At 61.9% G+C, this 20401-nt stretch carries 23 protein-coding genes; 10 read left to right on the forward strand and 13 right to left on the reverse strand.

Annotated features, from left to right (window positions below):
* Positions 1-106: 106 nt before the first annotated feature.
* The 4 genes from HWX91_RS31965 to HWX91_RS31980 form a co-directional block, all read right to left on the reverse strand.
* Entirely contained in the window at positions 107-316 is a 210-nt protein-coding gene (locus tag HWX91_RS31965; RefSeq protein ID WP_252890980.1) for a heavy-metal-associated domain-containing protein, read from the reverse strand.
* A 71-nt stretch (positions 317-387) separates the two neighbouring features.
* Positions 388-846, reverse strand: a complete 459-nt coding sequence (cueR, locus tag HWX91_RS31970) for a Cu(I)-responsive transcriptional regulator (protein ID WP_025496315.1) — start codon at positions 844-846, stop codon at positions 388-390.
* Positions 847-879: 33 nt separating this feature from the next.
* The gene (locus HWX91_RS31975) at positions 880-3327 is read right to left on the reverse strand and encodes a heavy metal translocating P-type ATPase (protein ID WP_025496314.1); all 2448 of its coding nucleotides are present in this window, start codon (positions 3325-3327) and stop codon (positions 880-882) included.
* 759 nt (positions 3328-4086) lie between these two features.
* The gene (locus tag HWX91_RS31980) at positions 4087-4290 is read right to left on the reverse strand and encodes a hypothetical protein (RefSeq protein WP_127837895.1); all 204 of its coding nucleotides are present in this window, start codon (positions 4288-4290) and stop codon (positions 4087-4089) included.
* Between the two features lie 159 nt (positions 4291-4449).
* Between HWX91_RS31980 and petA the strand changes: the two genes are divergently transcribed.
* The gene (petA, locus tag HWX91_RS31985; RefSeq protein ID WP_025496312.1) at positions 4450-5070 is read left to right on the forward strand and encodes a ubiquinol-cytochrome c reductase iron-sulfur subunit; all 621 of its coding nucleotides are present in this window, start codon (positions 4450-4452) and stop codon (positions 5068-5070) included.
* 791 nt (positions 5071-5861) lie between these two features.
* On the opposite strand, the gene ltrA is transcribed toward petA, so the two are convergent.
* The 8 genes from ltrA to cueR (HWX91_RS32025) form a co-directional block, all read right to left on the reverse strand.
* Positions 5862-7187 carry a group II intron reverse transcriptase/maturase gene (gene ltrA, locus HWX91_RS31990; protein ID WP_042275169.1) on the reverse strand — a complete coding sequence of 442 codons (1326 nt, stop codon included), beginning with the start codon at positions 7185-7187 and terminating at the stop codon, positions 5862-5864.
* 657 nt (positions 7188-7844) lie between these two features.
* On the reverse strand, positions 7845-8504 hold the full coding sequence (locus HWX91_RS31995) for a methyltransferase family protein (RefSeq protein ID WP_042275171.1): 660 nt from the start codon (positions 8502-8504) through the stop codon (positions 7845-7847).
* Between the two features lie 323 nt (positions 8505-8827).
* Positions 8828-9106, reverse strand: coding sequence for a glutaredoxin family protein (locus HWX91_RS32000; RefSeq protein WP_028197097.1), 279 nt, complete (start codon positions 9104-9106; stop codon positions 8828-8830).
* A 9-nt stretch (positions 9107-9115) separates the two neighbouring features.
* On the reverse strand, positions 9116-9796 hold the full coding sequence (locus tag HWX91_RS32005) for a peroxiredoxin family protein (RefSeq protein WP_042275173.1): 681 nt from the start codon (positions 9794-9796) through the stop codon (positions 9116-9118).
* Positions 9797-9807: 11 nt separating this feature from the next.
* Positions 9808-10716 carry a cytochrome c biogenesis CcdA family protein gene (locus tag HWX91_RS32010; protein WP_042275176.1) on the reverse strand — a complete coding sequence of 303 codons (909 nt, stop codon included), beginning with the start codon at positions 10714-10716 and terminating at the stop codon, positions 9808-9810.
* 277 nt (positions 10717-10993) lie between these two features.
* Positions 10994-11245, reverse strand: a complete 252-nt coding sequence (locus tag HWX91_RS32015; protein WP_028197098.1) for a DUF2933 domain-containing protein — start codon at positions 11243-11245, stop codon at positions 10994-10996.
* A 58-nt stretch (positions 11246-11303) separates the two neighbouring features.
* Entirely contained in the window at positions 11304-11591 is a 288-nt protein-coding gene (locus HWX91_RS32020; protein WP_028197099.1) for a hypothetical protein, read from the reverse strand.
* Positions 11592-12201: 610 nt separating this feature from the next.
* The gene (cueR, locus tag HWX91_RS32025) at positions 12202-12648 is read right to left on the reverse strand and encodes a Cu(I)-responsive transcriptional regulator (RefSeq protein ID WP_042275178.1); all 447 of its coding nucleotides are present in this window, start codon (positions 12646-12648) and stop codon (positions 12202-12204) included.
* A 550-nt stretch (positions 12649-13198) separates the two neighbouring features.
* Between cueR (HWX91_RS32025) and HWX91_RS32030 the strand changes: the two genes are divergently transcribed.
* The 7 genes from HWX91_RS32030 to HWX91_RS32060 all read left to right on the forward strand — a co-directional run bounded on the left by HWX91_RS32030 (position 13199) and on the right by HWX91_RS32060 (position 18560).
* The gene (locus HWX91_RS32030; protein WP_045707114.1) at positions 13199-13588 is read left to right on the forward strand and encodes a hypothetical protein; all 390 of its coding nucleotides are present in this window, start codon (positions 13199-13201) and stop codon (positions 13586-13588) included.
* Positions 13589-13929: 341 nt separating this feature from the next.
* The gene (locus HWX91_RS40970) at positions 13930-14364 is read left to right on the forward strand and encodes a DUF4148 domain-containing protein (RefSeq protein WP_052660737.1); all 435 of its coding nucleotides are present in this window, start codon (positions 13930-13932) and stop codon (positions 14362-14364) included.
* A 145-nt stretch (positions 14365-14509) separates the two neighbouring features.
* Entirely contained in the window at positions 14510-14938 is a 429-nt protein-coding gene (locus HWX91_RS32040; protein WP_052660738.1) for a DUF4148 domain-containing protein, read from the forward strand.
* A 179-nt stretch (positions 14939-15117) separates the two neighbouring features.
* Positions 15118-15549: a DUF4148 domain-containing protein gene (locus tag HWX91_RS32045; protein WP_052660739.1), complete on the forward strand. Its 432-nt coding sequence runs from the start codon at positions 15118-15120 to the stop codon at positions 15547-15549.
* Between the two features lie 1224 nt (positions 15550-16773).
* Positions 16774-17454 (forward strand): cytochrome b/b6 domain-containing protein, encoded by a 681-nt coding sequence (locus HWX91_RS32050; protein ID WP_081833093.1) that lies wholly within the window; start codon positions 16774-16776, stop codon positions 17452-17454.
* 9 nt (positions 17455-17463) lie between these two features.
* Entirely contained in the window at positions 17464-18237 is a 774-nt protein-coding gene (locus tag HWX91_RS32055) for a molybdopterin-dependent oxidoreductase (protein ID WP_028197101.1), read from the forward strand.
* 86 nt (positions 18238-18323) lie between these two features.
* Positions 18324-18560 (forward strand): hypothetical protein, encoded by a 237-nt coding sequence (locus HWX91_RS32060; RefSeq protein ID WP_028197102.1) that lies wholly within the window; start codon positions 18324-18326, stop codon positions 18558-18560.
* A 98-nt stretch (positions 18561-18658) separates the two neighbouring features.
* Here HWX91_RS32060 and HWX91_RS41165 read toward each other — a convergent pair whose 3' ends face one another.
* Entirely contained in the window at positions 18659-18793 is a 135-nt protein-coding gene (locus tag HWX91_RS41165; RefSeq protein WP_255246785.1) for a hypothetical protein, read from the reverse strand.
* Positions 18794-18892: 99 nt separating this feature from the next.
* On the opposite strand from HWX91_RS41165, the gene HWX91_RS32065 reads away from it, so the two are divergent.
* Both HWX91_RS32065 and HWX91_RS32070 read left to right on the forward strand, forming a co-directional pair.
* Positions 18893-19258, forward strand: coding sequence for a copper resistance CopC family protein (locus HWX91_RS32065; protein ID WP_028197103.1), 366 nt, complete (start codon positions 18893-18895; stop codon positions 19256-19258).
* Complete coding sequence (locus HWX91_RS32070) at positions 19258-20208, forward strand: CopD family protein (protein WP_028197104.1); 951 nt, start codon at positions 19258-19260, stop codon at positions 20206-20208. The genes HWX91_RS32065 and HWX91_RS32070 overlap by 1 nt, the downstream gene beginning before the upstream one ends.
* Positions 20209-20401: the final 193 nt, after the last annotated feature.

The following is a 20401-nucleotide window of genomic DNA, read 5'->3' on the forward strand; positions in this document are numbered from 1 at the left end:
CGCAAGTCAGACAACCACCGTCGCAATGCCGAAAAGAAAACCGGCGCGGTCGACAACACCTAATGAATCACCCACTACTCCGCTACCCGGCTATTGCCTTTGATTGCTATCGCCCGGTGCGGATCACAGCCGTGTAGCCGGCAACCGAAATGGCGCGGACAATCTCGCCGGATGGCACGTCCGAAACTACCGTCACGCATTTCGCACCCACATCCACGGTGACCGAAGCCACCGGGTCTGCTTCCCTTACGGCCTCGGTGATTGCGCGTGCGCAACGCCCACAGGTCATATCATCAACTGAGAACTGCATGATCATGCTCTCCCGTTTTACGCCAGCAAATGGGCTGGTCACGTACTGAGGCGGCCAGCGGTCGGGACGATGGGCGTTCAGCCCATTGGCCGGCGATCGTCTATAGGCGTATCCGTTTCTGCATCAACGGGACGGACGTCGTCTGCCTCGATCCGTTGTATGCCCTGCAAAATCGCGCAGCCCGAACGACTGTCCCCGGCACACTGCTGCGCGAGTTGATCGAGCGAATCGCGCATGGACGTTAATTCGGCAATCTGCGCGTTCAGTTCTGCGATGTGTTTCAGGGCGACGGCCTTGACGTCGGAACTGGCCCGATCCTCATCTCGCCACAGGGCCAGCAACTGCCGGATGTGTTCGATGGGGAAGCCGAGCGCGCGCGACTGCCGGATGAAACGCAGCACGTGAACGTCGCCGTCCTTATAGATCCGGTAGCCACTTCCACTCCGCCCGTGTGGCTGGATCAGGTCAATGCTTTCGTAGTACCGGATCATCTTGACCGACATTCCGGTAGCCCTCGCTGCCTCTCCAATGTTCATTGTTGTTCCCTCTCTTGATGGTTATCCGTAGACTCAAGCGCGCCCTTTACGTTCACCCGGCGGACACCAGCGCGTGAGCAGGAGTGCATTGCCTACGACGCTGACGCTGCTGGCCGCCATCGCGGCGCCCGCGATCACAGGGTTAAGCAGCCCCAGGGCGGCCAGTGGAATGCCGATGACGTTATAGGCAAATGCCCAGAACAGATTCTGGCGAATCTTGTTCCACGTGTGCCGGGACAGATCGATCGCATCAGCCACCAGAGACGGATCACCCCGCATCAACGTAATGCCCGCCGTGTGCATCGCTACATCGGTCCCGGTCGCCATCGCAATCCCGACATCGGCGGCCGCCAGCGCCGGCGCATCGTTGATGCCGTCACCGACCATCGCGACGACACGATTACCGGCCTTGAGTGAATTCACGGTCGCGGCCTTGTCCTCGGGCAACACGCTGGCAAACGCTTGATGAATGCCCAGTTCGAGGGCGACTGCGTTCGCGCTGCCCTGGTTGTCGCCTGTCACCATCACCGTGTCGATGCGAAGCGCGCGTAACCGTTTAACCGCGTCACGCGCGGTATCTTTCACTGTGTCGCCGAACGCGAGCGCACCGACCAGGCGCGGTGCGCTGGTGACGTCCGCCAGCCAGGAAACCGTGTTTCCTTCGCGCTCCCAGTCGCTGGCGATAGCGATCAGGGAGCCCATGTCGACCCGCGACTCATCCATGAGCCGGGCGTTGCCAAGCCTCAGCTCGCGTATCATGCCGGCGTGCGACAGATGGGCAGCCATGCCTCGCCCCGGTAGTGCCTGAACCCGGTCGGCGACGGCAAGCACGCCCCCGTGGCGCGAGGCGGCCGCAAGCACTGCAGTAGCAAGGGGATGTGAGCTGCCGGCCTGGATGCTGGCGGAGAGCGTCAGCACCTCGTCTTCAGTGGCGCCCGCCGCGGCGACATAAGCCAGCAACTCGGGTTTGCCCTCCGTGAGCGTGCAGGTCTTGTCGAAAGCGACCACGGTGATTCGATGGGCCACCTCCAGCGCTTCGGCATCCTTGATCAGGATGCCGCGCCGGGCACCGGCACCCGTGCCCGCCATGATCGCGGTTGGCGTGGCCAGTCCGAGTGAACATGGGCAGGCGATGATCAGGACCGTTACCGCATTGATGATCGCGACCTCGATACCGCGGCCGCCAAGCCACCAGCCCAGCAGCGTGACGGCGGCAACGCCCAGCACGATCGGTACGAAAACAGCCGCGACGCGATCGACCTGACGTTGAATGGGCGCCTTGACCGCCTGGGCGTTTTCAACGAGCCGGATGATCCGCGCCAGGGTCGTTTCAGCGCCGATTGCCGTTGTCTCGACCCGCAACAGTCCATCGCCATTGATGGCGCCGCCGATGACCTTTTCACCGGGCGTCTTGACGACGGGCAGACTCTCACCCGTCAGCAGCGATTCATCGAGATAACTGGTACCGGATAGGACCACGCCGTCGATGGGCACCCGCTCGCCAGGACGCACGACAACCACGTCCCCCACCTTGACGGCCGCGACGCGGATAGCGTATTCATCGCCCTCACGCAGGACCCGGGCGGTTTCCGGTCGCAACGCATTGAGAGCCCGGATCGCACTGGTGGTCTGGTGCTTCGCCCTCGCTTCGAGCCATTTCCCAAGCAGGATCAACGTGATCACCACGGCGGCGGCGTCGAAATACAGATCGGGGGCGGTACCGCCCGCGCGGGTCAGCCATAGCCAGGTACTTAGTCCATAGGCCGCCGAGGTCCCGACAGCCACCAGCACGTCCATATTGGCCGCACCGGCCTTCAGCGCTTTCCACCCGGCCCGATAGAAGCGCGCACCGAGCCAGAACTGGACCGGCGTCGCCAGCAGCCATTGCAGCCAGATCGGCAACACGATGTCCATACCAAGAAAGCCGGCCACGGTCGGGATTACTAGTGGCAGCGATAACGCGGCAGCGACCATTACTGGCCATGCTTCTACCCAGGCGCCCCGCTCCACCTCTTCGTGGATTTCCTGCGCGACTGCGGCCTGATAGCCAGCCCGTTCAATTGCCGCGACGAGCTCGTCGGCGGTGACGGCATCCTGCAGTATCCGGATGTGCGCACGCTCGGTGGCAAGATTGACGCTGGCGGCTTCGACGCCCGGTATCCGAACGAGCGCTTTCTCGATACGCGCGACGCACGACGCACAGGTCATGCCGCTGACGTTCAGTTCGATTTCAGCCTCTGCGGCGTGATACCCCGCCCTGTCGATCGCTGCGTTGAGTGCCTGTGCCGCGAGATCGGACCGCGCGTTGATAACGGCCGATCCGGTGGCAAGACTCACACTTGCACGTTTGACGCCCGGGACGTTCTGAAGCGCCTTTTCCAGGCGCACCACGCACGATGCGCAGGTCATGCCCTGAATTGCGACCGTCCAGTCGCGGGTGTCGACACCCACGTCCGTCTCCAATGTCGCTGGTTGACTCATGACTTTCTCCATCACTCCGATTTAAAGTCATCCTAGACGTTGCCGTGGTAGGAAGGTCAAGCGCTATTTCCATCCACTCACGGCAGCGCCCCTCCGACCGCTCTGGCCTCGCCCCCCCCAACATGCATGACATGGATCGCGCCGATACCCGTCCGGCGGAACCTCCAGACACGGTGGTGCCCGAACCTCCTTTGGCAAGGGCTCCGGATCGGCGCAGACCGTGCCGCTGCGGGTTCAGCCGGGCATGATTGCCGCCGGCCAGGTGGTTTGCCCACGCTGATTGGCCCACGCGGCCAGCGTGTGCTTTTGCCGATCCAGCATCCGCGTCCATCCGGTCATCTGCTGTTCTTCCGCGCTTCTGCGATGCCATCCAGTTTCGCCAGTAACACGGATGCCTGCGCGGCAGTGGACCCGCAAATGCCCGGCGTAGCCAGCAATCTATGGATCCGGTTGCGCCAGTATTCGGGTTGCGTAACGGAAGTGTCCCGGCGAACGATAGTGCCACTGCGTGCTAGCCGTTCGAGCTCCAGGACCATCGTCCGGATATGCGGGAGTTCCTGCTGCTTATGCTCATCCGTCATTTCCCGGCCGCCTCCAGCCGATTCTTCCATGATTTTTGCATCCGGCATCTCTTACGGGATCCCGCGCGGGTAGACACTGAAACAACCTGAGACGTCGGTATTGGAGCGCACCGCACAGCGCCGGATATCAAGGCCCCGACATCAATTGACCGGGATGCCGATCGACGGGACACGCCGGTCAATTAGATTGCTGGCGCAGTGCGGCCGAAGCGACCATCGCTAACAGCGCGATAGATCTTTTGCAGGTGTTGTACGAGCCGATCGACTCCAAATATTGACCCGGTGTCCGGAGTGCCATGCGGAAAAGCAGGACATCAAAATTATCTTCACGCTGATTGACGCGGCGACGAACATCTGACACCACGCGGCAGGCCAGGTGCACCTGGGCGGCTCCCGCTCGGGACGGACAGAGTCGTACTCGATCGCGCAAAGAAACATGGTGGCCGGGGCCGTCCGGGCATGGGATGTCGAGTTCCGGACAGAACGGCCCGACAGCATCAGGATCAAAGAACCATGGACAGCGACAGCATGGGGGCGTGCCGTGACAGCAGATCACCGGGAAAGTGTGGACGACAACCGTCGCAGGTGGCTGATCGCAACGTCGGTTGCGGGGGGCATTGCGGGGGTGGCTACTCTTGTGCCTTTTGTCGATTCGTTCGCGCCGTCCGAGCGGGCCAAGGCAGCAGGCGCACCGGTCAACGCAGATATCAGCAATCTGCGTAGCGGCGAAATGATGACGGTCGCCTGGCGCGGCATGCCGGTGTTTCTCGTCAACCGGACCGACAGAATGCTGGCAGATGTGGTCACGGCGGATCCGATGGTCGCAGACCCGGCCACACGACATCCGTTCTCGATGCCCCTGCCGAACTACTGCAGGAACGAGTACCGGTCGCGTTCCGATCATAGGAATCTCCTCGTTGTCGTCGGCGTCTGCACGCATCTGGGCTGCACACCCGGGGCACGATTCCAGGAAGGCCCGCAGTCCAGTCTCCCTGACAACTGGCCAGGCGGTTTTCTCTGCCCGTGCCATGGCTCTACCTACGACCTCGCTGGCCGCGTTTTCAGGAACAAGCCAGCGCCGCAAAACCTCGACGTGCCACGCTTCATCTTTACATCGCCCACAAGCGTTTCGATCGGGCGAGACGAGCAGGGAGAAGCTTGATCCGGCTCGTGCGCTCCGGCTGCGAACCGCGCCGTGCGAAGGGCACCCAATCGGTGTCACTTGCGCGGTCGACTTCCGCGAAAGCGGGTCATCCGCGGCGAACTTCACGGGAGCGCCGCAGGAAGATCGCATCAGATCGCTGAGCATCGCTATGCCTGGCTCCATGCCTGCCGTCTCGACTTCTCACTCGATCTGGGTGTCGCGCTTGAATCCACGCAGGGCTCCTTAAGGTTGTCTTCAGCCTGATCTGCAGGCGAAGGCTTCAACGTCTGGACGACTCATTTCGAAATACTGTGTAGTTGCCGATGAGGACGATTGGAGCATTCAAGCTCGTCTCGGTGTCGTGCCGCGGACAATCGCATCACCTCGCTCGTTGACGGCATCGACTGGCGAGTGGCACAGTACTGTAGCGGCAACTCTTCCGGTTCCGATCGGTGCCATGTCCTGGCGGCAATCTTTCATCGCTGTGTAATCGAAGACGGCTTCCTTTGCGCGTATTCCGTAATCGCGGTCTGCGCGAGGGAGCAGGCCCACCAATGGACACGCGCGAAAACATGTTCCCTGCTGGACAGTCGCCCACGCGACAAGGCCACGCGGGCGGTGTTCGCGGCCACGAATCTGGCAGTAGAGTCGAGATGTGGCGCGGTAGCAGTAGGTTCGGCTTGTCTGTTGCCGCCTCTTTCGTCTGGCGGTGCCCGAATATCCTCGCCTTAACCCCGTTTCCACATCCCGCTCATCGAACCCAGCGTGCAGATCTCCCGCACTGGGCTCTCGGACAAGACATCACGCCTTCACACACGCCAGGCTACGCCCCCACGGGAGCTCAGACGTACGAGACCGAAGTACCCGTAGAGGTGCGAGGACGGATAGGTCCCGCCCCTGCGACGTCTGAGCTTGTACTTGTTGCGTAACCACCGGCGCAACCGCGCAGCGGTGTAGCTGTCGAGCGCACGGTATGCCCGGCTAACGCTCCCTACCTGGAAGTAGTTCGCCCAGCCGCGTAACGTGCGGTTTAACCTGCCCACCAGTTCCGTGGTTTCTTGCCATGCCGTCTTGAGGGCGGTCATTGCATAAATCTTCTCGACCATGCGCCGGATACTCTTCTTCGACGGGCGCATGCCCATACGGGCCTGACCAGTTGTCGCTGAGTACATCCGCCCAAACGTAAAACCCCGGAAGTCGAATTCGCCTTCCGGCACCTTGCAGATTCGTGTCTTCTCCTCGTTCACCGTCAGCTTCAGCTTGCTCATGATCTCACGCAGTCGTAACAAGGCTTCCTCAGCCTTGCCCCGTTTGCACAGGATCACCAGATCGTCCGCGTAGGTCACGATTCGACTGCCAAGACTTCGCTGAAGTCCGAGCCTCTTCCATGCCAGCACAAACCGGCGCATATAAATATTTGCCAGTAGTGGTGAGATAGGTGAACCCTGCGGAATGCCGCGTCTGCTGTCCCTGGCCTCCGTCGTACGTTTCTTCCGCCCTCGGTTATCGGTTTCTTCAACGGGGCATTCCAGCCACATCTTGATCAGATGAAGCACGCGCCGATCCACGATGCGTCGCTCGAGCGACAACATCAATTCGGCGTGTGGAATACTTCCGAAGTAGTCCGCAAGGTCAGCATCAACAACGTCCGTTTGCCCGCGATGCAGCCGTTCCTCCACCTCGATCACCGCTTGCTGGGCGTTTCGCCCCGCGCGGTAAGCGTATTGCTCTTGTGGAAGGTCCGCTTCAAAGATCGGTTCGAGCACCAGCATCGCTGCTGTCATGCACACCCGGTCTCGCAGGGTCGAGATGCCCAAGGGCCTCAGCTTGCCATTGGCCTTCGGGATAAACACTCTTCTGATAGGGTCCGGCCGGTAAGTCTCCTGCCTGAGCGCAAGCGCCAGTTCGCCGAGCCACTTCGACACCCCATACGCTTCGACCTCCGCGAAGTCCTGCCGGTCGACACCCGGCGCGCCCTTGTTCGAGCGACACTGAGCGTACGCATGCGCCAGCACGTCTTCACGATAGATCTTGTCGTACAGCGCGTAGAAGCGATACCCGGCTTCTGCCTTCGCTTTCGCGTGTAACGCCGTCTGCAGCTTCTGAACACTGATCGGAGTTGATAGGTTTCCCAATCTCCAGGTCCCTCACTACGTGTTGCGTTGGTCTTGAACTGAGGCCCCTTCCCTCCACCGGCATTGCCCGGCTTCATCGGTACTACGGGCCTCTCCGTCATCCCAAGGCGCCCGGCCTGTCCCTCACGGGCGTCCGGTTGGTCATCCCTGACCACGCCAAGGGACTTCCCGTGTTGCGTACGCTTTCCTTGTGTACATGCTGTCGCCACTACCCCGGCGCAGCGACTGGGCGTCCAGCCTGCTCATTCACCCAGTCGTATCAGCCTTCCCCGATAGGGTTGTCGGGTCGGCCTGCGCATCGTCCTTTTCGAGGTTTGCTCAGCGTTCACTCGCGTTACGGCCTGCACACTCGCGCTGTCACCAATTCGTGACACGCTTACCCGAAGGCTTCAGCCACTTCGTTACCTCCATGACTGCTCCGGTTGCTTCCGGCTGGAGCGGTTGCCGGGCGGGGCTTACACCCGCTGGAAAGCGCCACCTTTTCACGGCGCACACCCGGAGCGGTCTTTCGGCGCGCAAGGTCGTCCCGATCATCGCCCACTTCGACCCGGTTCACGCCGGGTCTTTTTTTGTGGGTCAGGCCTATCGCGCGGCGCGAAGTAGTCTTCGCCAGACGAGCCTCCGAGAAAAACAACGGGACCAACCACCCCGAACTCGTTACCACTCGAGCGGATTGAGAAATTGTCCCCATTGCCCCCAGTGTGGGAAGAACATCGGTACCCGATGCAGGTAGGCCTCATACTCCGCGCCGAACCGGCGGATCATTTCCCGTTCCTCTTTCCGTGCAAGCCGCACGTAGGCCAGCACGATGACCGGAAACAGCGCGAGCGTGACGACCGTCGGCCAATGCACGATCTGGCCGAAGACGGCCAGCATGATTCCGCTGTACTGCGGATGGCGCACCACGCCATACAGACCGTCGACCTCCATGCGCCCCTCGCGGGTGCTCAGATAAACTGCGCGCCAGCCCACGACAAGAAGTGAAATGCCGAACAGGACAAATACCCCTCCGAGCAACATCTCCAACATCGCACCCGTTTCGCCGTAACCGAGCAGCGTGGCCCAGAGATGACCCGTGAAAGCAGTGCGGGGAATGTCGATGCCAAAGAATCCGGTCAACAGGTAGATGGTGAGCGGAAACCCGTACATCTCGGCGTAGAGCGCAATGATGAACGCCTGGACCAGACCGGCGCCGGTCCATTGACGCCACCCTTTTGGCGCCGCGAAGCGGTATAGAATCCAGCTCGCCAGTACGATCATGATCGCTACCAGCCCCCAGTGCCCGTAGTGTTCGGCAAAGCCAGTCATATCATTCATGTCGGGACTCCCTCTCACGAGATGGCGAGCGAGGCAGCATCATCTCGATAGCCTCTCTCACGGCCGGCGTCTGCTGCTCGCCCGGTTCTCGCGGTTATGCCAGCTTCGGATCGACCGCAATCTGTCACCGCCCGTCGTGCCCGGCTATCCACTTTGCCGGTCGCACTTTCCGATACGCTCTACCTGTCGCCAGAGGCCGCGAAGAGTCGATTCACACGACCGGTCAGGCACCGCCCGAACCGTGAACGGACGCGGCGGTCACAACCTAACCGGCAACCCCGGCACGCAGCACCGCAACCTGGATCCGATCGCCCGCGCGCTCATCAACGTGTGATAGCCACCATCGACAATCTCTGTTCGAACGCCCGTCGAAGCTTTCTCTCGGACGGTCGGCCATAACACAGTGGCTCGTCATCAAGCACAATGCCCGGCGGAAAGAGAATGCCGCACCGGACCGCGAGTGCCTGCCCCTCCGCCGAGTTGGCGGAAAGCGTGGATATCACCAGCGGATACTCTGCCGACAACCTGTTGAGCATGGCCATCGCGATATCGCAGAACATGCAGTCGGCCTTCGTAACCACAACAACGTTCAGTGATTTCATGGGCGCCTCTCAGCTGGTTTTCTGCAAACCGCGTCGCATATCGGCAAGCAGGTTAGCGACCGGCAGGTACATCGTATAGGCGGGTGCGCCGCCGTAGTCCGCCCGCCACTTTATCCGGCCATCCGCACCTATCAGCACAAAGGTATGACCGTCCCGGCTTTGGCCCATCATGCCGTAGTCGTTGGCGTGATATGCCCTCGACACAACAAGATCAGGGTCCGACAGGACCGGCATTGAGAGCCCCGCATCGCTCGCCTTCCGTTTCAGAAGATCGACGGGGTCACTGGCAATCGTGACGATCTGATCAACGCCGAGTGCGTGAAACTCCTGAAACTTGAGTCCGACATCTTTGGCCTGATCCCAGCACGGCTGGCAGGTGACGCCCTCCTGAAAATACAGAAGGACCGTCTTGCCCCGAAAACTGGCCAGATCGAAAGCGCTGCCAGCAGTACTCATCAGCTGGATCGGCGGTGCAATCTGGCCTGGACCAGGATCCCCCACCTGGAAACTGTATTTGCCGGCCAGTTCGTCGCTGGCCGACGCTCCACCATGATCCGGCGCATTTGATCTGGATAGCAGAACGATAGCTGTCACCAGGCCAATGAGTATCGCGGTGGCCACCCCAAGGATGAGTTTTGTCCGAAGATCGATTCGTTGACCATCGAATGGTTTCGCCTGTACCTGTTTCATGTTGTCCTCCGTTATTCCTGCCGGGTTTTTTGAAGGTCGACGTCTTTGTCGTCATGCCGTGCCGGACGCCATTGTGTGCGCGCCCGCAATACGAGCGCCGTCACGGCAACCAGCAGTAGTACCGCAGCCAGCCAGTTCGGAATGACTGAAAGCGCATTGGTCACGAGCTGCCCGATATGCTGAAGCCAGACCGAGACCACCAGCGCCCAGTGACTGGAGGTTGGCATTGAGTGATAGGCAAGTCCGGTCCACAATGTTGCAATGCCTATCACGGCAAGCAGCAGTCCGCTCGCCAGCATCGACGCAGAAAGCGTGCGCTGCAGCGGACCGATACGCCACGTCAAGCTTCTGCTCCGGAAGAGTCGACTTGATCGCCAGTCGTATCGCTCCCAGAGCAGCGAGATCACAAAAAGCGGTGCCACCATGCCGAAGACGTATGCGCCACCCAGACCGGCCGCGAGTACGGCAGACGGCGCCACGCTCGACAACGCGATGACGCCGGCAAGCACAGGGGCGCAGCACGAACTGGCGACGCCCGAGAACATGCCGAGAGAATAGATGCTGATCGGACCGGCGCCGCCGGTGGCGGATCGCCCCGGCATGGGGAGCTGAAGTTTGCCGCCGAGCAACGTGAACGCCGCCATTCCCATCATCAGTGAACCGCCGATCAGGTAGAGCGGTGTGTGCTGCGTGACGAACAGTTCGCGCAGCACCACCGCGCCCATGACCAGCGGCAGGATCACTGTCGCGACACCCGCCGCGAAGATAAAGCTCATCGCTACCAGCTTGCTGCGGTTCTGGAAGGAACTGGCGAAGTACGCCGGCAGCATGACCGAAATGCAACACGGTGCGAACAGCGCGATCATGCCGGCAATGAACGCGGCGATTACAGATCCCCCGAAAAAAATACTGGTCCCCATCTTTTCCTCCTTTGTTGGATCATCGCCAGCGGATTATTCGGACTGCCGACGTGATGCGTTTTCTTGCTGAGGCTCAGCCATGCAACTCACTACCTCGGCTTCTTCGTCCCAGTGCGTGCCTGTCCTGCGTGTGCCTGCTGCACATCTGCTGCATCGTCATCAAGGTTCAGGCGACGACATGCCTCCTGCGATCATGGGAGCAATCGCATGGATGTCGCCTGTCGGGACGATCGCGCACGATGGCGCGTTCGCCCACCATGGCAGCCGTTGCGAATCGCTACTTGTTGATACGCGATTGCGGCTGCGGATCCTGCGATGTGTCACTCCGGGGCGCGCGTTGATCGCCCTTGTTGGAGTTGTTCATGCCTTTCATCATGAAGATCATGGACAACGGGCACAGCAGGAACAGCAGGGACGGTCCGAGGCTCAATACGAGTGTTCGGAACTGAGGTAACGCTGCATAAGCTCCAGCCAGCACGACGAGCAGGACGAGCCCTGTGGTGACCATCGTTTTCATATTGCATTTCATGGTGTTGCTCCTATCTCAAAGTCGGGAAATTGCCCGGGTTGAACAGGCAACGAGCGTGTTATTTCGCCGGTGGCGTCTGGATCTTGTCGGCGTACTTGAGCATGATGTCGCCCATCGCCTTCATCATTTCGCCGTGCATCTGCATGGCGAGTTTTTCATTCCCCGGAGGAAGTTGTCCCATCATCGGACAGTGACCCATCATCCCGCCACTCATCATTCCTCCGCCCATCATCGAGCTGCCGCCATCGTGCGTTGCCGGTTGCGATGGGCCTGCTGCCACGCTCCATCCACTCGCGCCAGAAAGCGCCAGGGCCAGCGACACAGCAGCTAAGCGTCTGGTGTTCATTTCAATCTCCTTTGCCAGTCCCGGAATCCGGAGCTGAAGGTTGTCTGTTGTTCATGGGGCGCCACGGGAAAATCGCTCGACGCAATGATTCAACCGAATCATCGGCGTGCTGACGCAAAGCCGTGGTGGCGAGCTGGTACAGCCCGCATACGACTGATGCCTCGAACGGTGTTACAGAACTTCTGGTGGGCGCTGCGGAAGGTCGGGAACGAATTGCGGAGAGAGCGTCGCGTCGAGTGACGCGTAGACGGGTGCGGAAGGGGTAGCGACAATCGCGACCGGAATTGCGGGGATCGCCGCAAGACTGCAGCCAAGGCTACCGATGCTGCCGTGGCAATCGGCCTGATGCATCGTCGATACGGCAGTGTGCGGGTGCATTGTTGCACCCGCGGGTGTTGCTGCATGCTGCATTGCCGAATGATGTCGTGCAGTATGCGATCCGGTCATCGAGGACGAAACCTGCGGGCAAACCAGTACCGGCGCGGCGAACCCTGTCAAAGGCAGCCAGGCGATCAGGAAGCACAGTACTAATTTAGCGGCGTATCTCACGGCATCGCTCAAACATGGAATGGAGCACTTCGGCCAGTATTTGTTACGTTTCTGGTGCAAATCACGAAGCAAGCGCCGCAGTGCGGCTTCCCCCCTTGTGATTCGGCAACTGTCGGCTAACAGGATGGCTGATCCCCTCCAGAATCGGACACCGCGGCCGCTTGTCGCCTGCGCAGTGCCGCGCCAGGTAGCTCAGAGTGTCACGCATCGTGACCAGTTCCGCGATCCGGGTATCCAGCTCGCGTATGTGCTGGGTGGCGATCGCCTTGACTTCAGCGCTCGCCCGGTCCTGGTTCTCCCACAACGAAAGCAGCTGTCTGATCTGGTCGATTGAAAATCCCAACGTACGCGCCTGCCGGATGAACCGCAGCACGTGGATATCATTGTCGCCATAAATCCGGTAGCCACCTTCGGTCCGCCCGGCAGCCTGCACCAGGTCGATCGTCTCATAGTAGCGGATCATTTTGGCCGTGACGCCCGAGGCGCTCGCCGCTTGTCCGATGTTCATCCTGCACCTCATACGTTAAGTCACGGCGATTTGACCAGGGCCATGGTCGTGCGCGTCAAAACGCCGCATCACGTGGTCCGGACTCGAGCCCGGGAAACCCTCAACAGCCGGCTCCGTGCGCCTATCTTCGGGCCTGCATTTACTCTAGACCTTCCCGTTGCGGGAATGTCAAGGTCTTTTTTTTGCGCGGTGCCGCATCCGGAACGCACGCAGCCCCTTGACACTCCAGTCATGGGAGTGCCTAGACTCCGGTCTATTGTCTGATATGGGACTGCGCAGTACTGCGCGATGGCGAACGCCCGGGGTCACGCTCGAACGACGGCGCCACTTTCCGTGCGCGATCCGAACGGCAAAACCGGCGGCGATCAGGAAAACCAACCTCTAGAGGCGACAGAAATGCGGTGCACAACAACGAAGGCGACGACACGACTGGGGTACCGGACGGACGGCGCGACCGCATACGCCGCATGGGCTACTGGATGTGCGAGGTCGACGCTCGGAGATCCGTCGTGCATTTCCCTTGTCGTCCATCAGGCAGCCTGACCGGATCATGCGCCGCCAGACAAGACGTACGCTTACCGTTATCACGCTACTCGTTGCGCTGTTCTTCAGCCAGCTGTGGGTGGCGGCGTACGCCTGCGCCACGACGCAACATCTTCCCTCGACAGGTCCTGCGGCAGCGGCCATGGTCGCCGATGGCCATAGCGATCTGCGCGATCACCATGCTGCCGCGGTCTGCCACGCGCATTGCGACAATTCGGCCCAGCCCGACCATGCCGAGCAACCCGCTCCCGCGCCGCTCGCCTGGATACCGCTGATCTGGGGCAACTCCACGATCCCTGAACTCGCGATCAAGCCGCGCCTGCCGACGCGGTCCGAGCCTGTTCTGCTTTCCGCTGCTCCCCCTCCCCGCATCCTCTTCCAGGTTTTTCGCATTTGATCTCTGGCGATTGACTTCGGTCGTGCCTGGCGAAAGCTGGCGCCCGATCCCGCTCATTCGCGAAGAGGTTTCCAGACTTCTCCCAACGTGTGCCCGTTCGCTGCGTGCAGGCGCGGGCGTCGTATCGCGCGCTGTGCTGTCCTCATCAGCCCGCGCGCGTGACGCCCATGCCTCCGGCCCCGGATAGTCGCACCCGTTGGATCAAGCCGAAGCACTTCGCAAATCCCGTAAGCCGCCGAAGTTCTGGTCGCGGACCAGTCGTTCGCGCTTTGGCACTCCGGTTGTTCATGTCGTCGATGCGTATTGCGCATCGCGCTTTTTTCTCATCAAGGAAATCAACAATGAAACGTCTCACCCTGCTCAAACACTCCGCCTTCGCAACCCTGCTCCTGTCGACGGCCATCACGGCGTTCGCGGGCGGGGGTGGAGGTGGTCCCTCAGGACCGAGGAACAACCCATCCATGAATGCGTATGCGGTTGCTGGTGCACAGCCGGTAGCGCCGACGCTTGTTGCGGCCGCCAGCCCATCAGCAGATGCAGCCGGGTTGCCCCCCGCGGCTCAGGGAGCGCCCGTGGTGGACCCCGGCGCGAGCCATGGCAAGACACGGGAGGAGGTCGCTGCCGAGCTACTGCAGGCGCAGCGGATGGGCCTCATCCCGGCTGGCCATACCGGGTATCCGCCCGACGCGACGACCATCGCGCGCAATCAGGCCCGGTTCCAGCAGGCTGAGCCTTACTGGCGCGCACATGGCTACATTCCAGCGCAGGCTCAATAAATACCGGGTAGCGAAGCGGGACGGACGCCTCATTTCCACTGTCGGATAGCCGCAGCGTGACGCCGCCCCGCCGCCCTTGGCCCTGATCTGTCGCGATGGAATGCACCTTAGCGACAGACGATCTTTTCATTTCAAGGAATCAACCATGAAACGCACCACTTTGTTCAAGCAGTCAGTCTTTGCAACGTTGTTCCTGTCCGCAACCGTCACGGCGTTCGCCGCGGGAGGCCAGGCCAATGGACCGGGACGGAATCCCAATCCATACGCGGTTTCGGCCGCGGGTTCGTCGTCCCGCTCGCAGGAGACAGCGCTGGCCTGCAATCCAAATCCTGGGGCGATGGCCCCAGGAACGGGCGCAGACGGCCCCGCCAACGTGACAGGAAGCGCGGGCTACGGGAAGACGCGGGCAGAGGTCCGCGCAGAGCTATTGCAGGCGCAGCGTGCGGGCCTCGCACCGGTTCACAAGAATGATTACCCGCCCAGTGCCGAAACCATTGCCCGCAACCGGGTGCGGTTCCAGCAGATCGAGCAGGCCTGGCACACGGGCGATCAGGTCACCGCGAGCGAACAGTAAGTCCGCGGGCGAGGCGTTGAACAACGGTCACGCGACGCGGCGCCCTACTGCCGCGCCGCTGATCTGACAACGCGGGCACACATTAACTGCATTGCATTGCTGCTCTTCTTCAGATTTCTGAGCAGCGCAGTCGACGCGCATGCGCGCGTCACAAAACTCTCGACATAAGGAAATCAACCATGCAACGTCGTACTCTCCTGAATCAATCCCTCGTCGCAACCCTGCTGCTGTCCGCGGCCGCAGCGGCATTCGCCGGTGGCGGGGGTGGTTCCAACGGATCGGGGCGCAACCAGTACCCGCGCCCCGCCGCGGCTTCCAGTGCGCAACCGGTCGCACAGCTTGCTGCCTCTTCCGGCGCGAAGGATACCGGATCGGGGCCTTCGGCGGCCGTGAACGGCTGGACGCCGGCGACTGATGGAAGCGCGGGCACAGGCAAGACGCGGGCACAGGTGCGCGCCGAGTTGCTGCAGGCGGAAAAGGCTGGGCTGATCCCGACGCTGAACGCCGAGTATCCACCCAGCGCGGATACCATCGCCCGCAATCAGGCGCAGTTCCAGCAGAGGGGGCAGGCGTGGGGAGCAGACGACCTGACCGGCGTGGCGGCAAGATAGCCGAGGCGTACCAGGTGATGAACAATCACCGCAGTTTGGCCTGACGCGCGCCGCTAGTTCGGTGAAACGGCAAGCGCAACAGCCGATACTGCGCCCGCCTGCTTGACTCCGGGTCCAACGTTGGGCCCGGAGTCAAGCAGTGCCTCCGTTAATCCCACCCCCGCGCTACATAGTCGATCGCTGCAGTTTCTCTGCCCACGCGGTGAGCCAGCGGGAGTGCACGTTAAGTAACGCGATGGCCCTTAACTTCCGACGGTTTCGTCCACCCTCGATCATCGTGATGCGTTGACCAGTCAGTCCGAACACCATCGCGAGTGACCAGGCAGGCACCACCCCGTAAAAACCGTTCCGCCGCAACCGGCAATAGCCGGCCGGGCAGCGTGACTTGAACGTGATCGGCAACGCCCTCCAGAAGGCTGCATGGTCGAGCCCAAAGAAGTGGCCACCGCGCCGACCTACCTGAAGGCGCCGAGGATGGTTGCGGCGCGAACAGCAAGCAGAAGAAGCCCGCGCCGTTATATGGGGCACTCACTATCCGGACGAAAACGTGCCAGCTATCCGCCTGAGGATCGGTCGCTGCGCAAGGACAAGCGCTCGGCTGGCACAGCGCCCGATCGGTTCCGATCGCACTGCGCGTCGATGACTGGAATAACCCCGGATGGACTGATCGTTTCTCCCGACATATGGTTTACAAGGAGGCAGCGGTAACTGACCGCGAGTGCCCGCGTCAGGCGCGATGTACGTGCAGTAGGTGTTCGTCAACGGATGCGGGCAGCGCCGTCGGGACCTGCCAAACGCCTTCAATGACGCGGTTGCTCCGATTGACCCGCAGAGCCGGCAGCCGTCGTCGTCGCGCCAACGCTGACACACGGTTGACAACGGTCGCGCCCGTTTGCGATCGTCGAAACATGTGCGCGGCGCGCCGTTGCGAACACCTTTCGGACGGCACACGGGAACTGGCTGGTCCGCCCGTCGCGCGGGTGAATACGCCGGGGCGACTGTCGACCATGACCGCGCGGTATGTCGCTGGATCGGACCGCTGAAGCGCGAAGGCCGTGCGCTCTATGAAAATGAAAGGTCCGCGTCGAATCGCTCGTAGACGACGTGCGCGCCGACCACCCTGGCGTGGCCGCGTTTGTCGAGGATGCGGGCAGCGATGAATTCCTGGATGCGGCCGGGCTGCTGGTCACGCACACCCGGGCGACGGTCGAATCGGAGAGGACCATGAAAGCATCGATACAGGTACAAACCGACGCGCAGGCGAGGCGCGAGAACGCGGGAGACGGGGCGCAGCCGGGCACGAGTGCGGGTGCGGGCAACGGTCTCGTCCATCCGCTCTGGCTGCGGATCACGCACTGGCTCAACGCACTGGCGGCGATCGTGATGGTGCTCTCGGGCTGGCGCATCTACGACGCGTCGCCTGTCTTCAAAGGGTTCATGATCCCGTTGCATCTCACCCTTGGCGGCTGGCTCGCCGGGGCGTTGCAATGGCACTTCGCGGCGATGTGGCTCCTGATGGTCAACGGGCTCATCTATCTCGGCCTGAACCTGATGACCGGCCGCGTGTTCACCAGGTTTTTCCCGCTGACGCCACGCGCCGTCTTCGCCGATCTGTCTGCGGCGCTAACCGGGCGGCTGCATCACGATGACCTGCGCCGCTACAACGCGGTGCAGAAGCTCGCCTATCTGGTCGTGATCGTCGACCTGGTCGTGCTCGTGCTGTCGGGACTGGCAATCTGGAAGTCCGTGCAGTTTCCGTCGCTGCGCTGGCTGATGGGCGGCTATGACACCGCGCGGATCGTGCATTTCTGCGCGATGGCGATCCTGGTCGCTTTCTTTGTGGTGCACGTGGTGATGGTTGCAATCGTGCCGCGCTCGCTTCTGGCAATGCTGCGCGGGCGCTAGGAGAAGACCATGTCTGATGCGAAAATGCCCGCGCCGCTCGATCGCGCGTCGATCCTGACCGACGTGCGCCGGGAACTGGCGATGCCGTCGCGGCGGCTCTTCACGCAGCGAGTGCTGACGCTCGGCGGCCTGTCGCTGCTGACCGGCTGCTCGCTGACCGACGACGCCTCGGTGAACCGCTTCCTGATGAGCGTGTCGCACTTTAACGACCGCGTGCAGGCCTGGCTGTTCGATCCGAAGCGTCCCGCGGCAACGTACACCGAAGCGCAACTCACGCGACCGTTCCCGTTCAATGCGTACTATGAGATCGGCGAGGTGCCCGAGGTGGACGCGAGCGATTTCGTGCTCGAGCTATCCGGCCTCGTGACCGGCAAGAAACGCTGGACGCTGCCCGAGCTGTACGCGTTGCCGCACGCGGAGCAGATCACGCGACACATCTGCGTCGAGGGCTGGAGCGCGATCGGGCGCTGGGGCGGCACGCCGTTTGCGGAATTCCTGCGTCGCGTCGGCGCGGATACGAGCGCGAAATATGTCGGCTTCAAGTGCGCGGACGACTATTACGAGAGCATCGACATGGCAACCGCGCTGCATCCGCAGACGCTCCTGACGTTCCAGTACGATGGCAAAACCTTGCCCGCGCAATACGGTTTCCCGATGAAGCTGCGGATGCCGACCAAGCTCGGCTACAAGAATCCAAAGCACATCATGGCCATCTTCGTCACCAATACTTTCCCTGGTGGCTACTGGCCAGATCAGGGCTACAGCTGGTTTGGCGGATCCTGATGCGGCAATGGTCCTGGTCGCCTCGTGCAAACCGAAAGCGACCGATACCGTTAGCCGGAATCTTCCCGTGACACAGGAGTGAGCAGATGAAACGGATGCTGATGGCGACGTGCTCGTCGGTGCTGCTGCTGTCGAACGGCGCCGCTTTTCCTCAGGCAGGCGGCACCGTGAGCGCGAGCGGCTCGATGGGCATGAGGGACTCCGGCATGGCCAGCGATGCGATGGCGAGCGGCGCGATGGGCGTCAAGCAGCACATCAGCAAGCATGCGAAAAAGCAAGGTATGAATGCGGATCGGGCCGCCTCAGGAGGCACAGGCGAATAGCGCTGGATAATGCTGGATCGTGGCGACGCCGCGACAGCGGTCTGACGATGCCGGCCCCCGATGTCGCCATGCCCGATAGCACTCCGATCGCCGCCGCGCTACGCGTGATCGATGTAGACCGGCGTTGAAGCGCGCTTCAACACCATCAACCTGCCGCAGTCGCTATCGCGGCGATGGGCCATCAGCAAGTACGACTTCGTATGACGACGCGTCGTGAGGCCGGAGAATCTCATGGAGCGCTGATGCGGTTTCGTCCTTGCGATGTTATCCAGCAACGCTCACCATCTCGACAACATGCTTCCTGACTCCCTTCGCAAACCGCTGATCCGCTCATGAAAACTTCCCGCATCGCCCGTGCTCTTCTCGCCGCATTCGCGCTTCTGCTTGCGCAGTTCGCCCATGCGCACGCCGCGCCGAAACATCAGACGCCGGCGGCGGGCGCTACTGTGTCGGCAGCGACGAGAAAGGTGGCGATCGAGTTCGACGACGCGCTCGAACCGGCCTTCAGTTCGATCGTCGTCACTGACGCACACGGCAAGCCGGTTACCGACTGCAAATCGGCTGTCGATACCGGCAACCGGAAACTGATGAAGGTGGCGCTCGCCAGTCTCGCGCCGGGCATCTACACGGTCGCCTGGATCGCCGTCGCAGACGACGGACACCGGACACACGGCCACTACACATTCACCGTCCGGTAATGGCCGAACCCGTCATCGTGGTGCTGGTGGGCGTCGCGGCGCTGCAGGATGTGCTGCTTGCCCTTGCGATCGGCTCACTGGCGTGCGACGCCGCGCTCGCACCGCCGCACGGCCTGTCGCGCGAGCCGGTACTCGAGCGTCGACTTGCGTCGGTGCGTCTGGCATCGCTGTTCGCGCTTGTGGCTGCGCACAGCGTTTATCTGTGGCTGCAGGCAGCTGCGATGAGCGGCCTGCCGCTCGTCGCGGCACGTTCCGAGTTGACGGCTGTCGTTACCCAGTCCCACTTTGGCAGCGTCTGGCTGATCGCACTGGGCGGCCTGCTGATTGCCGCGCTCGGTGCTGCCTCGCGCGCCGTCGCGGGACGCGCAGCGGTCGTGCTCGGCCTTGGCCTCTACCTGGCAGGCAAGGTCGGGGCAAGCCACGCCGCCGATACCGGGAATTTCAGCGTCCCGGAATTCGTGCACTGGCTGCATATGTATGCGACGGCCTGGTGGGCCGGCAGCGTGATAATGGCCATGCCCATATTGCACCTTATTGCAACTGCGCCGCACGACAGCGAGTCACGGCACCTGGCGTTCGCCGAACACCTGTCTTCGAGTGCGACCGTCGCGTTGGCGTGTGTCATTGCAACCGGCATCTATAACGCCACGCACGTTGTGGCACGCACGTCGACACCGCTCCTGGATACGACGTATGGTCGTTTGCTCGGCATCAAGATCGCACTGGTCACGCTCGCCGCAATGCTCGGCGCGCTCAATCGCATGGTCAGGTTGCCGCGCCTTCGAAGCGCGCGAACGTTTGCCGCAAACGCCTCGGCCGGGCGCTTTGATCACGCGTATCTGGCGATAGCCCGCGCATTCGATCGAACGATCGCCCTCGAAGCCCTGACGCTGCTACTCGTCCTGGTTGTCGCTGCTGTGCTCGCACACACGTCGCCGTTCGAAGGCTGACGCCGGAGCATGCACGCCATGTTCAACTGACTGTCGGTTTCGCCGTCGCTGACAGGACACACGCTCAGTAGGCGATAACAAAGCGAGCTTCGTTCCGACTCGTAAGCATGAGTGGTGTCGCCGAGGAAAAGCGTCATCGTCTTCCCCCTGATGTCGGCAATGCTGCGCGGTCATCGCCGACGAGCAAGCCAGC

Origin of the sequence: Paraburkholderia fungorum (assembly GCF_902833645.1) — a bacterium.
Taxonomy (GTDB): Bacteria; Pseudomonadota; Gammaproteobacteria; order Burkholderiales; family Burkholderiaceae; genus Paraburkholderia; species Paraburkholderia fungorum.